The 13,837-nt window shown below is 72.7% G+C and carries 12 protein-coding genes; 4 read left to right on the top strand and 8 right to left on the bottom strand.

Features of this window, described 5'->3' with window-relative positions; all coding sequences use genetic code 11:
• Positions 1–18: 18 nt before the first annotated feature.
• The 4 genes from ACIBCT_RS27840 to ACIBCT_RS27825 form a co-directional block, all read right to left on the bottom strand.
• Positions 19–915: a TIGR01777 family oxidoreductase gene (locus ACIBCT_RS27840; protein ID WP_399193442.1), complete on the bottom strand. Its 897-nt coding sequence runs from the start codon at positions 913–915 to the stop codon at positions 19–21.
• Between the two features lie 207 nt (positions 916–1,122).
• Entirely contained in the window at positions 1,123–2,703 is a 1,581-nt protein-coding gene (gene sucB / locus ACIBCT_RS27835; RefSeq protein ID WP_399193440.1) for a 2-oxoglutarate dehydrogenase, E2 component, dihydrolipoamide succinyltransferase, read from the bottom strand.
• Between the two features lie 37 nt (positions 2,704–2,740).
• Complete coding sequence (gene lpdA, locus ACIBCT_RS27830; RefSeq protein WP_399193438.1) at positions 2,741–4,120, bottom strand: dihydrolipoyl dehydrogenase; 1,380 nt, start codon at positions 4,118–4,120, stop codon at positions 2,741–2,743.
• 249 nt (positions 4,121–4,369) lie between these two features.
• Positions 4,370–5,902 (bottom strand): leucyl aminopeptidase, encoded by a 1,533-nt coding sequence (locus ACIBCT_RS27825; protein ID WP_399193436.1) that lies wholly within the window; start codon positions 5,900–5,902, stop codon positions 4,370–4,372.
• 90 nt (positions 5,903–5,992) lie between these two features.
• On the opposite strand from ACIBCT_RS27825, the gene ACIBCT_RS27820 reads away from it, so the two are divergent.
• From ACIBCT_RS27820 to ACIBCT_RS27810, 3 genes are all read left to right on the top strand, one after another.
• Positions 5,993–6,340: a GntR family transcriptional regulator gene (locus ACIBCT_RS27820; protein ID WP_344886725.1), complete on the top strand. Its 348-nt coding sequence runs from the start codon at positions 5,993–5,995 to the stop codon at positions 6,338–6,340.
• 38 nt (positions 6,341–6,378) lie between these two features.
• Positions 6,379–7,368 (top strand): DUF1648 domain-containing protein, encoded by a 990-nt coding sequence (locus ACIBCT_RS27815; protein WP_399193434.1) that lies wholly within the window; start codon positions 6,379–6,381, stop codon positions 7,366–7,368.
• 277 nt (positions 7,369–7,645) lie between these two features.
• Positions 7,646–8,584 (top strand): lysostaphin resistance A-like protein, encoded by a 939-nt coding sequence (locus tag ACIBCT_RS27810; RefSeq protein WP_399193432.1) that lies wholly within the window; start codon positions 7,646–7,648, stop codon positions 8,582–8,584.
• 110 nt (positions 8,585–8,694) lie between these two features.
• Here ACIBCT_RS27810 and ACIBCT_RS27805 read toward each other — a convergent pair whose 3' ends face one another.
• Both ACIBCT_RS27805 and ACIBCT_RS27800 read right to left on the bottom strand, forming a co-directional pair.
• A complete protein-coding gene (locus tag ACIBCT_RS27805; RefSeq protein ID WP_399193430.1) occupies positions 8,695–9,657 on the bottom strand; it encodes an adenosylcobinamide-GDP ribazoletransferase in 963 nt (320 codons plus the stop codon).
• 298 nt (positions 9,658–9,955) lie between these two features.
• Complete coding sequence (locus ACIBCT_RS27800; RefSeq protein ID WP_399193428.1) at positions 9,956–10,945, bottom strand: bifunctional adenosylcobinamide kinase/adenosylcobinamide-phosphate guanylyltransferase; 990 nt, start codon at positions 10,943–10,945, stop codon at positions 9,956–9,958.
• 371 nt (positions 10,946–11,316) lie between these two features.
• Here ACIBCT_RS27800 and ACIBCT_RS27795 point away from each other — a divergent pair, with 371 nt between their 5' ends.
• Complete coding sequence (locus ACIBCT_RS27795; RefSeq protein WP_344886731.1) at positions 11,317–11,523, top strand: hypothetical protein; 207 nt, start codon at positions 11,317–11,319, stop codon at positions 11,521–11,523.
• Between the two features lie 276 nt (positions 11,524–11,799).
• On the opposite strand, the gene ACIBCT_RS27790 is transcribed toward ACIBCT_RS27795, so the two are convergent.
• Together ACIBCT_RS27790 and ACIBCT_RS27785 are read right to left on the bottom strand one after the other, a co-directional pair.
• The gene (locus tag ACIBCT_RS27790; protein ID WP_344886733.1) at positions 11,800–12,798 is read right to left on the bottom strand and encodes an aldo/keto reductase family protein; all 999 of its coding nucleotides are present in this window, start codon (positions 12,796–12,798) and stop codon (positions 11,800–11,802) included.
• Between the two features lie 346 nt (positions 12,799–13,144).
• Positions 13,145–13,753, bottom strand: a complete 609-nt coding sequence (locus ACIBCT_RS27785) for a DUF3043 domain-containing protein (protein WP_399193425.1) — start codon at positions 13,751–13,753, stop codon at positions 13,145–13,147.
• Between the last annotated feature and the right edge of the window lie 84 nt (positions 13,754–13,837).

The following is a 13,837-nucleotide window of genomic DNA, read 5'->3' as shown; positions in this document are numbered from 1 at the left end:
GTGGCTGAAACAGGGACCCTAGAGTACGGCGGCCAGTGCCTCGTCGAGACGCTTATGCCGGAACGTGTAACCGCCGTCGAGCAGGCGCCTCGGGAGCACCCGCTGGCCGCTCAGCACGCCCTCCCGGGCGAACTCGCCGAGCAGGGTCCGCAGCGCGAAACCCGGCACGGCCAGCGGCATGGTGGGCCGGTGCAGGGCCGCCCCGAGAGCCCTGGTGAACTCCGCGTTGGTGACCGGCTCGGGCGCGGTCAGGTTCACCGGGCCGGAGATCTCCGGATGCGCGAGCAGGTACCGCACGGCGAGCACCCAGTCGTCGAGGGAGATCCACGACCAGTACTGCCGTCCCGACCCCAGCGGGGCCCCCAGCGCGGCCCTGAAGACCGGCAGGATGCGGGCGAGCATGCCGCCGCCGGGGGCCAGCACCAGGCCGGTGCGCAGCAGCACGACCCTGATCCCGGCCTCCCGCGCCGGGGCCGTCTCCGCCTCCCAGGGCACCACGACCTCCCGCGCGAGGAACCCCTCGCCGGGGCCGGCGGTCTCGTCGACCGCCCGGTCCCCGGTGTCGCCGTAGAAGCCGATCGCCGAGGCCGACAGCAGCGTCGCGGGCCTCACGGCCAGGCCGGCCAGGGCGGTCGCCAGGGTGCGGGTCCCCTCGACCCTGCTGCGGACCACCTCGCGCTTGTGCTCGTCGTTCCAGCGCCTGTCCTCGATGCCCACACCGGCGAGGTGGATCACCGCCTCGGCGCCCTCCAGCACCGCGGGGTCGAGGACCCCCTTGGCCGGGTTCCAGAAGGCCTCCTCGTCGCCGTGCGGCACCCGCCGGACCAGACGGACCACCCGGGCCCCGTCGTCCCGCAGGGCCTTGACCAGAGCCGTGCCCAGCAGACCGGAGGAGCCGGTCATGATGATCGTCATATCGCCCAATGTAATCGACCTCCCCTCCGCCTCTTCGGAAGGAGGGCGCCGTGCGGATTCGCGTCGTCCCCGCGGGTCCGGTGCCTCACGCCGTCGCCCGGGAAACGGCCGGGACGGACGGGGACGAAGGGCGGCCGGGAGGGGGCGCCGGAACGCGCGGGGGCCGGTCCGCGACGTCGCGGACCGGCCCCGTGGGAGCGGAGAGGGCTAGCCGTTGAGGCCCAGCTGGTTCTCGAAGCGGCCCTCCTCCAGGCGACGCTTGATCGTCGTCAGGAAGCGGGCGGCGTCGGCGCCGTCGACCAGGCGGTGGTCGTAGCTGAGCGCCAGGTACATCATCGAGCGGACCGCGATGACCTCGCCGTCGGGGGTGTCCAGCACCACCGGGCGCTTGACGATCGCGCCGGTGCCGAGCATGCCGACCTGCGGCTGGTTGAGGATCGGGGTGTCGAACAGCGCGCCGCGGCTGCCGGTGTTGGTCAGCGTGAACGTGCCGCCGGTGATCTCGTCCGGGCTCACCTTGTTGGTACGGGTGCGCTCGGCCAGGTCGGCGATCTTACGGGCCAGGCCGGCGATGTTGAGGTCGCCCGCGTCCTTGATCACCGGCACCAGCAGGCCGCGCTCGGTGTCCGTCGCGAAGCCCAGGTGCTCGGCGTCGAAGTAGGTGACCTCGTTGGTCTCGCTGTTGATCGTGGCGTTCAGCTTGGGGTGCTGCTTGAGCGCCTCGATCGCGGCCAGGGCGAAGAACGGCGTGAACGTGAGCTTGACGCCCTCGCGACGCTGGAACTCGGCCTTCGCCGCCTCGCGCAGCCGCGCGATCTTGGTGACGTCCACCTCGACCACGCTGGTGAGCTGGGCCGAGACCTGCAGCGACTCGACCATGCGCTTGGCGATGGTCTGGCGCAGCCGCGACATCTTCTCGGTGCGCCCGCGCAGCGTGGTGTCCACCACGACCGGCTCGGGGGCCTGCGCAGGGGCCGATGCCTGGGCGGCGGCCTGCGGGGCCTGAGCGGCGGCCTGCGGGGCCGGGGCCTGTGCGGCGGCGGCCTGCTCGCGACGGGCGCGGGCGGCCTCCAGGACGTCCTGCTTGCGGATGCGGCCGCCGACACCGGTGCCGGTCAGCGACTCCAGGTCCACCCCGTGCTCACCGGCCAGCTTGCGCACCAGCGGGGTCACGTACGGGCTGTCGCCCGAGGACGGCGCGGGCTGCTCGGCGGACGGCGTCGCGGCGATGGGGGACGGCGGCGCGGCCGGGGAGGCCTGCACGGAGGCCGGCGCCTGCTGCGGGGCGGGCTGCTGCGCGGGGGCCTGCTGCTGCGGGGCCGGAGCCTGCTGGGCGGGCGCCTGGGCCTGCTGCGGGGCCGGTGCCTGCTGCGGAGCCGGGGCCTGCTGTGCGGCGGGCTGCTGGGCGGGGGCCTGCTGGGGGGCGGGCTGCGGGATGGAGGAGGCGGGCTGCGCCTGCTGCTGCTGGGGGGCGGGCTCCGGCTCGGGCTCGGGCTCCGGCTCGGGGGCCGACTCCTGCGCCTGCTGCTGCGGGGCCGCGCCCTCGGTGCCGTTCTCGTCGATGACGGCGAGCTCGGCACCGACCTCGACGGTCTCGTCCTCGGCCACCACGATCTTCGTGAGGATGCCCGCGGCCGGGGAGGGGATCTCGGTGTCCACCTTGTCGGTGGAGACCTCCAGGAGTGGCTCGTCGGCCTCTACACGCTCGCCCTCCTTCTTCAGCCAGCGGGTGACGGTACCCTCCGTGACGCTCTCACCGAGCTGGGGCATCTGTACGGACTTCGGCATGGGTGTCTTCTCTCGCGTTCCGAGTGAGGGCTTACGTTTAGTTGTGGACGTGGAGGGGCTTGCCGGCCAGCGCCAGCATCGCCTCGCCGACGGCCTCGGACTGGGTCGGGTGCGCGTGGACCAGCTGCGCCACCTCGGAGGGCAGGGCCTCCCAGTTGTAGATCAGCTGCCCCTCGGTCACGAGCTCGCCGATGCGGCGGCCGACCATGTGCACGCCGAGCACGGGGCCGTCCTTCTCGGAGATGATCTTGACCGCGCCCTGCGTCTGCAGGATCTGGCTCTTGGGGTTGCCCGCGAGGTCGTAGGTGAACTCGACGATCTCGTGGCCGCGCTCCCTGGCCTGTGCGGAGGTGATGCCCACCGAGGCGACCTCGGGGTCGGAGTAGGTGATCCGCGGCACGCCGTCGTAGTCGATCGGCACCGGGTTCAGGCCGGCGATGTGCTCGGCCACCAGGATGCCCTCGGCGAAGCCCGCGTGGGCGAGCTGCAGGGTCGGGATGAGGTCGCCGACCGCGTACACGTTCGGCACGCTGGTCTGGCAGAACTCGTTCACCGTGACGGTGCCGCGCTCGATCGCGATGCCCGCCTCCTCGAAGCCCATGCCCGACGAGACCGCGCCCCGGCCGACCGCGACGAGCAGCAGCTCGGCCTCCAGCGTCTTGCCGTTGGCCAGGCTGACGACCACGCCGGTGTCGGTGGTCTTGACGCCCTCGAAGAAGACCCCGAGCTCCTGCTTGATGCCGCGGCGCCGGAAGGCGCGCTCGAGCAGCTTGGAGCTGGACTCCTCCTCCAGCGGCAGCAGGTGCGGCAGGCCCTCGACGATCGTCACCTCGGCGCCGAAGGAACGCCAGACGCTGGCGAACTCCACGCCGATGACGCCGCCGCCCAGGACGACCACGGAGCCGGGCACCCGGTCGAGCCTGAGCGCGTGCTCGCTGGTGATGACCCGCTCGCCGTCGATCTCCAGGCCGGGCAGCGACCTGGGGGCCGAGCCGGTCGCGAGCACGATGTTGCGGCCCTCGTAGACGTCGGAGCCCACCGTCACCCGGTTCGGGCCCGCGAGACGGCCCTCGCCCTCGACGATGGTGATGCCCTTGCTCTTGAGAAGGCCCTGCACGCCCTTCCAGGCGCGATTGACGATCTTGTCCTTGAAGGCGTGCACGGCGGGCATCTCGATGCCCTCGAACTTCGCCCTGACCCCGTAGGTCGCGCTTTCCCGGGTCTCGTCGGCGACCTCCGCGGAGTGCAGAAGCGCCTTGGTGGGGATGCACCCCCGGTGCAGGCAGGTGCCGCCGATCTTGTCCTTCTCGATCAGAACGACCGTCTTGCCCAGCTCGGCCGCCCGCAGAGCGCAGGCATAGCCACCGCTGCCGCCACCCAGGACGACGATGTCGTACGGGCCGCTGCCATCAGCCACAGGAAAGCTCCTTGTCGGATCGGAATACCGTGTTCGTCGTGTTCGTCGTGTTCACGGTCGCACCCCTCCCGGACCCCGTCCGGCCGCGCGGATCGCCGATCGCTTCCGCACCGCCGCCGGTCCCGGCTCGGCGCCGCGCCGGGAGGCGCCCTCGGCCTGGCCCCGGCAACCGCATCTTTTCATTTGTCCGCATCCCTCGTGACCCGCTTGCGCGGTGACGAGGGCCGGCCGGCGAGGGCCTCGTGGTGGTCACTCGCCCGCGTACCGCTCGGCCAGGCCCACCAGCGTCCGGGTGATGGCACCGGTACCGCCCTTGGGCGTGTACCCGTGCGGCTCGCCCTTGTTGAAGGCGGGACCGGCCATGTCAATGTGTGCCCAACGGACTCCGTCCGGTACGAATTCCCGCAGGAAGATGGCGGCCGTGAGCATGCCGCCGAAACGCTCGGGGTGCAGGTTGGCGATGTCGGCGACGGGGGAGTCGAGTCCCTTGCGGAGCTCGTCGGGCAGCGGCATGGGCCACGCGCCCTCGCCCTGCTCGCCCGCGGTCTCGACCACCTCGGCGCGCAGCGCGTCGTCGTTGGCCATGACGCCCGCCGTCCGCCAGCCCAGCGCGACGATCTGCGCGCCGGTGAGCGTGGCCACGTCGACGATCACGTCGGGCTCGTCCTCGGCGGCGCGGGCGATGCCGTCGATCAGCACCAGGCGGCCCTCGGCGTCGGTGTCGAGCACCTCGACGGTCTTGCCGGAGTAGCTGGTGAACACGTCGGAGGGGCGCTGCGCGGTGCCGCTCGGCATGTTCTCGGCCAGGCAGAGGTAGCCCACCGCGTTGACCTTCAGCCCCAGCCCGGCGATCGCGAGGATCGCGCCGAAGACCGCTCCGGCGCCTCCCATGTCCGACTTCATCCAGTCCATCGACGCCGTCGGCTTGAGCGACAGGCCGCCGGAGTCGAAGGTGATGCCCTTGCCGACGTAGGCGAGCCTGGTGCCGGCCTCGGGGTGGCTGTAGGCCAGGCGGACCAGGCGGGGCGGGTTGACCGACCCCTGGCCGACGGCGACGATGCCGCCGTAGCCGCCCTCCTTGAGCGCCGTCTCGTCCAGGACCTCCACCGACAGGCCGGCCTCGGCGCCCTTCTCCTGCACGATCTCGGCGAAGCGGGCCGGCCACAGGTCCGAGGGCGGGGTGTTGACCAGGTCGCGGACGAGCGAGACCGACTCGGCCAGGACGGTGGCGCGCTCGATCGCGGCCCGGGCGCCCTCGGCGTCGCTCAGCACGGTCAGCTCGGCCACCGGGGCGGTCTGCTCGCCGGTGGTGCGGTACCTGCTGAAGGAATAGGCGCCGAGCAGGCCGCCCAGGGCGACGGCACCGGCGGCGTCGGCGCTCGCGGCGGGCAGGGCCAGCGCCACGCGGCCGGTCCCGGCCAGGGCGCGGACGGCGGTGCCCGCGGCCCGGCGGAGCGCCTCGGCGTCGTAGCCGGACCCGTCCGCGGGGGCGTCGCCCAGGCCGACGGCGACCAGTAGGGGAGCGGTCAGCGCGCCGAAGGTGGGGATCTTGGAGATCTCGCCCGGCTTACCCTTGGCGCCCATGCCGGCGAGCGTGGTGGCCAGCCTGCCGCCGAGCGCCTCGTCGAGGCCCTCGGCCCCGGGCGCGGCGAGCAGGCCGTCCGGCCCGGTGTGCACTCCGACGACCAGGGCGTCGGAGTCGAACGAGACAGCGTTGTCAGTTGGGTTCAGCCGCACAGTGGTCACGTAGGCCGATGCTAGTAGGGCTTTCACGGTACGCATAAACGAGGGTTCGTCCTACGAATTCTATCGCATGATGGTGCCACTCGGGGTGGCACCATCCGGGGTCATGGTGCTAATGTCGATAGCATCATGCTGATCACACTGGATCTGAACGATCCCCGGCCGCTGCACGAGCAGGTGGCCGAGGCGATCAGGCGTGCCGTCGCCGAGGGGTCCTACGCACCGGGAGACCGCCTCCCTCCGGCAAGGGACCTGGCCGCCGCGCTGGGGATCAACGCCAACACGGTGCTGCGCGCCCTGCGGGACCTGCGGGACGAGGGGGTCCTGGAGTTCCGGCGGGGACGCGGCGTGAGCGTCCTCAACCGTCCCAACCCGCGCAGCGTCATCGAGGAGAAGCTGCGCTCCCTGCTCGCCGAGGCGGTCCAGTACGGCTACCGCCACGACGACGTCATCGAGCTCATCAGGGAACTGTCGTGACCGGGCCCCGGGGCCCGGTCCTTGGAGGGAATGATCGAATGAGTCTGCGAGCCCGTTTCCTGTCCGCCGCCGTCGGCTGGTTCGCGCTGGTGGCCGTCGCGCTGACGGCTCCGGCGCTGGCACTGCGCGAGCGGCTGCCGGACCCGCTCGCGACGCACTGGGGCGTCTCCGGCGCCCCCGACCGTTCCATGTCGTTCGACGCCTTCCTGTGGCTCCAGGTGGGCGTGTGGGCGGTGCTGGTGGGCGCGGCCGTCGTGCCCTGCCTCGCCGGCCGCCTGTCGCTCAGGCGCAGGACGGCGCGCATGAGCACCGGAGCCCTGCTGGGCGGCGGCGGCCTGTTCCTCCTGGGGATCGAGGCCGTCACGCTGGCCGCCAACCTGGACGCCCCCGCCTGGTGGCGGGCCTCTCCCCTGGGGTGGGGCGTGCCGGTCGCGGTCCTCGGGCTGCTGGCGGGCGGCTGGCTCGGCGCCGTCGCCGCCAGGCCGGGCCCCGACGACGTCCCGGAGACCGGCGCGGTTCGGCGGCTCTCACTGGGCGCCGACCAGCGCGCGGTCTGGGTCTCCTCGGTGCACAACGTCGCGCTGGTGGTGGTCGGCGGATCGCTGCTGGCCGCCGGGGCGGGGTGCGCCGTGTTCGCCCTGATCGGCGGCGAGGGCGTCCTGTGGAGCATGGCGGGCACCCTGATCCTCGTGGGGCTGGTGGGCCTGATCTTCAGCTCGGCGCGGGTGCAGGTCACCGAGGAGGGCATCGTGATCTTCTACGGTCCGCTGCGCCTTCCCCGGTGGCGCATCCCGATCAAGCGGGTGGAACGGGCCTGGTCGGAGAAGCTGTTCCCGTCCGCCGTCGGGGGCTGGGGCATCCGCGGCCTGCCGGGGTCGGCCACGGTCATGCTCCGCGGCGGGGAGTGCCTGGTGCTGGGCTACGTCTCCGGTGGCCGGCTCGCCATCTCGATCGACGACGCCGAGAACGGCGCGGCCCTGGTCAACACCCTCGTGGCCAGGGAGTCCACCGGCCCCGGCGCCCGCTGACACCCGGTGTCACGGCGCCTCGGGCGCCTCACTCACCCCACCGCATCCGTGCCGACGTCCCCTGCGCCGTGCCCACGGCGCCCCACCTTCATCGCCCTCCGTCGCCCTCCGTCGCCGTGTCCGCGCCGGTGCTCCCCGCCGTCATGCCCTCGGCACCTCGTCCCTGGCACCTCGTCTCCGGCGCCTTGTCCCCTGGGCCTCGTCCCCGGTCCGCGTCCCCACCACCGTGCCCTCCCCTCTGCCCGCGCCCTCGCGCCGGCGTCCGAAAGGTGGTCCCATGCTGCGTCGTTTCCCCGACCTGTGGTTGTTCCTGTCCGTCGCGTTCGGCCTGTCCTGGCTGGTCGCCCTTCCCCTCTGGTTCGCGGACGCGCGGCTCGGCGCGCCCCTGTTCTTCCCGGTCGCGCTGGTGATGATGTTCACGCCGGCCCTCGGCGTCCTCGCCGTCCGGGCCCGCGACAGGCGGCTCGGACGGCCCGGCACCACCTGGCGTGAGTGGGCGGGACACACCGGGTTGCGGCTGGGAGAGCGACGCGGGCGGACGCTCGCGCTGGTCGTCCTGGCCTGGTTCGGCATCCCCGCCCTGGTGGCCGTCGCGATCGTGCTCAGTGCCGCCCTGGGGCTGGTCTCCGTCGACCTGCGGGGGCTGAGCTTCTTCCGTCAGGGCCTGGCCGCCTCCGGTACGGGGCCGTCCCCGACGGATCCCGCGATCCTGGCGTGGACACAGGTCGCGTTGATGGTCCTGATCGCCCCGCTGGTCAACTCGGTCGCGGCCTTCGGGGAGGAGTGGGGGTGGCGGGGATGGTTGCTGCCGCGTCTGGCACCGCTCGGCACGTGGCGGGCCCTGCTGGCGTCCGGTGTGATCTGGGGGGCATGGCACTTCCCGCTCACCCTGCGCGGGTACAACTACCCCGAGCTGGGAGCGTGGGCGGCGCCGATGTTCGTCGTCTTCTGCGTGGCCTTCGGGGCACTGCTCGGCTGGCTCCGGCTGTACTCGGGGAGCGTCTGGCCCGCGGTCGTCGGGCACGGATCGATGAACGCCTCGGCCGGCCTGATCATGGTCGTGGGCGACGCGGCCGACCCGCCCGTTCTCGCGCTCGCGGGGATCACGAGCCTGGTCGGATCCGCACTGCTGGCCGTGGTCTCGGCCCTGCTGTTCGCCCGCCGTCCGGTCGGGGCGCCCGTCCCGGTCGTCCCGGTCCGGCAGGAGGTGGCGTGACAGGGGGCTGATCGACAGCCGTGGTGGCCTGCGACGGGCGGGGGCGCGACGGGGGCGCGCCGGTGGCCGAAGGAGGGCGGGTGGTGGCGGGCCGGAGGTCGTGCCGGAGCTCAGTTCGCGAGCACCGTGCAGGCCAGGAGCGTCGCCGCGGTGGCGGTCTCGACGAGGGCGCCGAGCACGTCACCGGTCACGCCGCCCAGCCGCCGTACGGCCCGGCGGCGCAGCGCCCACGCCGCCAGCAGGCCCACCGCCACGGCCAGGGGAAGACCCCAGGGCGCAAGGAACGGCCCGAGACCCGCCGTGAGGCCGTAGTCCAGGACGATCCCGTTACCGGGGACGTAGCTCACGTAACCGTATCCGTCCCCTTCGAAGGAGGAGGAGGCGTACCCGCCGAGGATGCCGAGCTCGTGGATCCAGGCCAGCGCCGCCGTTGCCGCGAGCGTCAGCGCGGTGACGACCAGCACGGTGCCCCACCGGACGGTGCCCGCGACCATCGCGCCGAGGCCGTCGGGGCGGGCGGACGGGACACCGGTCCGGCAGGCCCAGGTGAGGGCGAGGCGCCCGGCCGCGCAGGCCACGACCAGGGTGACGGGCCCCGCCCCCGCCCGGATCGCCTCGTGCAGGGCGGTCACCTGGACCAGCAGGGTGAGGACCAGGGCGACCACCCCGAACGGGCCGATGTCCGACCGCTTCATGATCTCCAGAGCCCGCTCGGCCGACCTCCCGCTGCCCAGCCCGTCGGCGAGGTCGGCCAGCCCGTCCAGGTGGAGTCCCCGGGTGAGCAGCGCCACGGTCGCCACCGCCAGTACCGATGCCGGGAGCGGGGTCACGGCCAGCCACAGGGAGATCGTCAGTACCAGCGCTGCGACGGCCCCGATCGCCACTCCGACCAGCGGGGCGACCGCCATCGCGATCCCTGCGGCCCGGCGGTCGACCACCCCCGGCCGGACCGGGAACACGCTCAGCGTGCCGACGGCGAGACGGATCCCGTCGGCCGTCGTCGAGGGCCTGTCCGGGGGGCCCTGCGGCTCCGGCGGTGTCGGGGGCGTGTCCGGGGAGGGGGGCGCGGGCATGACCGGTGATCCTAGCCCGCCCCGGTCGCACCCCGGCTGAGCAGGCCGGGGGATGGGGCGGTGGTGGATCCGTTCGAAGGGGGGCGGCCGGTGCCATCCGGTCGGGGGGGCCGGTGTCGCGTTCGGGCGAAGGTGGGCGGCGTCGGCTCCGGCGGGGACAGCCGGTGCCGGGTCCGGTCGGGGAGGATCCGGTCAGGGGGACGGCCGGTGTCGGATCCGGTCAGGGGGGATCTGGTCAGGGGGACGGCCGGTATCGCGTTCGGGCGAAGATGGGCGGCTTCGGCGGGGACGGCCGGTTTCAGATCGGGCCGAGGAGGCGACCGGCGACGACGAGGCCGACGTCCTCCGACTCCATGGACAGGCGCTGGTTCAGGCGGCCGAGGGCGTCGCGGAACATCCGGCCGCTGGAGGTGTGGGGGACCACGCCGAGGCCGACCTCGTCGGAGACCGCCACCACCCGGACACGGGTCTGCCGCCAGGCCGCCACCAGCTCGTCGCACCGGGCCGCGACCGCGTCGAGACCCTCCCCGCCCGACCAGGCCCCGCACTCGTCGAAGACGGCGGTGATCCAGGTGCCGAGCCCGTCGATCAGCAACGGGCTCGCGGCGGACCGCAGTATCCCGGCCAGGTCGGTGGTCTCGGCGGTCCCCCAGTGGGTGGGCCTGCGATCGCGATGAGCCCGGACCCGGCGCGACCACTCGGGGTCCCCCTCTCCGGACGGCCCGGTCGCGACGTAGAGGACATCGGGCTCGGCCGCCAGCCGCAGTTCGGCCTCCGCCGACTTGCCGGACCGGCTGCCGCCGAGCAGCAGGGTCCGCCGGGGCGGGGAGGGTGAGGTGGGCGGGGGGTCGCGAAGGTCGATGACCGTGCCGTCCGGTACGGTCCGCACCCCCCACAGCGCGGTCCTGCGGGCGAGCTCGGCCTCCGCCGGCACCCGGTGGTCGACGTCGACGGCCACCACGTGCGTCCGCTCGCCCACCAGCCCCCGCCGCCGCAGGTCCCCCAGCCGCTCCGGCCGGTCCAGGACGTCCACCAGCACCATGTCCAGTTCCTCCGCCGGGCCGGTGGCCGCGTACGGGAACGGCAGGGCGGGGAGGGCGGCCGCGTACAGGATGCGCAGGCCGTCGGGCGTGGTGACGGTGAGGCCGTCGGGACCCGACCGGGCGCGGTAACCGGGCGGCAGCGGCCTGGCGGGCGGAGGCAGGACGACGACTCCGGACGACGGGAGGTCACCGTGGGGGACGGGAGCGCCGGGTGCCGCGTGGGGAGCGGGTCCGTCGGGTGCCATGTGGGGGATGGGGCCGCCGGGTGGCAGGCGGGGGCCGGATTCGTCGGGTGGTGGGTGGGGGACGGGGCCGCCGGGTGGTACCCGGGGAGTGGGGCCGTCGAGCCGTACCGAGGTGCGGCTCCGGCCAGGGGGGACGCGGGCGCACGAGGCGCACCCGCACCCGGGGGCCGGCCAGCCCGCCGCGCTCGCCGTGCCGGAGATCAGGACCTTCACACCCGGTATCCCATCAGGTCGTCGAAGGGGCCAGGGCCCCGGCCCGGAGGCGGAGTACGGGACGTGATCACGCCTGCACGCCTGCGGGCGGCCCGGCGAGGTAGGGTTCGCTGAGCCGACGAGGGGCAACGGCGAGACCCGCGAGAAGGAGCTGTGGCATGACGTGGCGCTGGCGTTATGAAAACGCGAACGGTGGCGAGATGGTCGAGGGTGTGACGCCGTCCGACACGTTCCCCAGCCAGGCCGACGCCGAGTCGTGGCTCGGTGAAAGCTGGCGTGAGCTGCTGGACTCCGGGGTCGAGAAGGTCACCCTGCTCGAGGGCGAGCGCGTCGAGTACGAGGGGATGTCGCTGCGCCCGGAGTGAACCCCGGCAAGCCGGGTGAACCGGAGCAACAAGCCGGATCAAGCAAAGTGAGCAGAGCGAGCCCCGGCAGGCCGGAATGAACCGGAGCAAGCCGGGGCGAGCCAAAGCGACCGTGAACGGCGGGCTCCCGGTTTCCCGCCGAGGCAGGGGCCCGGGAGCCCGCCGTTCCTGGTCCTTGCCACTACGAGAGCCCTTGCCACTACGAGAGCCCTTGCCACTACGAGAGTCCTCTGCGGCTACGAGAGTCCTCGCCGCGACGAGAGACCGGACCGGAGGTCAGGGACGCTTCGGCGGGCTCACGGTCTTGGCGGGGTCACGCTCGACGACCGGGCCGAGAATGTCGTCGATCTTCTTCAGCACCTCGGCGTCCAGCTTCACACCGGAGGCCTTGACGTTGTCGCGGACCTGCTCGGGCCTGCTGGCGCCGACGATGGCGGAGGACACGTTCGGGTTCTGCAGCACCCAGGCCACCGCGAGCTGGGCCATGCTCAGGCCCAGGTCACCGGCCACCGGCTGCAGCTCCTGGACGCGGGTGAGCACGTCGTCGTTGAGCATCCGGGAGATGAAGTTGCCACCCGCGGGGTCGGTGGCCCGGGAACCCTCCGGGGGAGGCTGACCCGGCAGGTACTTGCCGGTGAGCACGCCCTGGCCGATCGGCGAGAAGACGACCTGCCCGACGCCCTCCTTCTCGCTCAGCGGCACGATCTCGGCCTCGATGACCCGCCACAGCATGGAGTACTGGGGCTGGTTGGAGACCAGGCGATCGAAGCCCATCTCGTCGGCGATCTTCAGTGCCCGGCCGATCTGCTCGGCGGTCCACTCGCTGACCCCGACGTACAGGACCTTGCCCTGGCGTACCAGGTCGTCGAAGGTCTTGAGGGTCTCCTCGAGCGGCGTCTCGTAGTCGAAGCGGTGCGCCTGGTAGAGATCGACGTAGTCGGTCTGCAGGCGTCGCAGCGAGCCGTGCAGGGACTCGGTGATGTGCTTGCGCGACAGGCCGCGGTCGTTCGGGCCCTTGCCCGTCGGCCAGTAGACCTTGGTGAAGATCTCCAGGGACTCGCGCCGGACGCCCTGGAGGGCGCGGCCGAGTACCTCCTCCGCCTTGGTGCCCGCGTACACGTCGGCGGTGTCGAAGGTGGTGATCCCCTCGTCGAGCGCCGCTCGCACGCACTGCTTGGCGGCGTCCTCCTCTACCTGGGAACCGTGTGTGATCCAGTTGCCGTAGCTGATCTCACTGACCATGAGACCGCTTCGGCCAAGGTGGCGGAATTCCATGGTCCGACCTTAACCGCCGGGATGATTCCAGATGATTCGGGATGCTCTGTCGGGCGTGTCGGGCTCGATGGAGTACGCCACGTGCCGGCCGTCACCCCGTGAAGAGCTCACGAGCCCGGGAATCCGGGCCGTGAATCCGTGAATCCGTGGCCCGTCCCCGGCCCGGACGGCCGTCGAGCGGGACCCCGGAGAATCCCCGAACGGAGAACCCTCCCGGAATCCCGGATCAGCGCGAGGAGAGATCATCGGAAACGCCTGCGAGAGCCCCGGACGCGAAGAACCCCGCCCCCGGGAACGGGGGCGGGGCTCGAAGACCGGCTCGGCGTGCCGTCCGCGGGCGCGGCCGTCAGTTCTTCGGCGGGACGGGCCTGCCGCCCGGCAGCACGGCCGGGGGCGGGAAGCGCAGCTTGCGGATCTGCAGGGCGCGCATGGCCGCGTAGAAGCCGACCCCCTTGAGGTTCTCGTCCGGGAACTTCTCCGCGGCGAGCTTCTTCACCTTCCACGACACCCAGATCGAGGTGAGCAGCACGCCGATCATCATGAGCGGCCAGCCGATCGTGATCACCGCGACGTAGATGTACCCCCGCACGCTCACCGGGAAGGGGATCCAGGTCAGCAGCAGGATCAGGATGGAGAACGGCAGGAAGTACTGGCTCACGATGCGCCGGGAGTCGACCCAGTCACGCGCGAACTTCCTGGCGGGCCCCTTGTCGCGCGCGGGGAAGTAGCGCTCGTCGCCGCGGAGCATGCCCTCGCGGGCCTTGACGCGGTCGTTCGCCTGGCGCTCGCGAAGCTGCCGATAGGCCTCTTTGCGGTTCTGCGGGGCGTTCACCGGCTGCCGGCGACGACCTTCGGCGTCCCGTCGCTTGGGTGTGGGACGCCCCTTGCCCGCAGGCTTAGGATCGTTGGCGGAGGCGGGGGAGTCGTCCGCGGTGGTCTGGGTACGTCGGAACACAAGGCCAGCCTACCGGGACTGCAACTTAGTGACGCCCCCGCGCGTTATGCGTAGGGTGAACCCTATGGTGGCTCCGGTGCTTTT

Source organism: Streptosporangium sp. NPDC050855 (assembly GCF_044456585.1).
Lineage (GTDB): Bacteria > Actinomycetota > Actinomycetes > Streptosporangiales > Streptosporangiaceae > Streptosporangium > Streptosporangium longisporum.
Note: the sequence above shows the minus strand (reverse complement) of the source record. Positions and strands in the feature narration are given on the sequence as shown.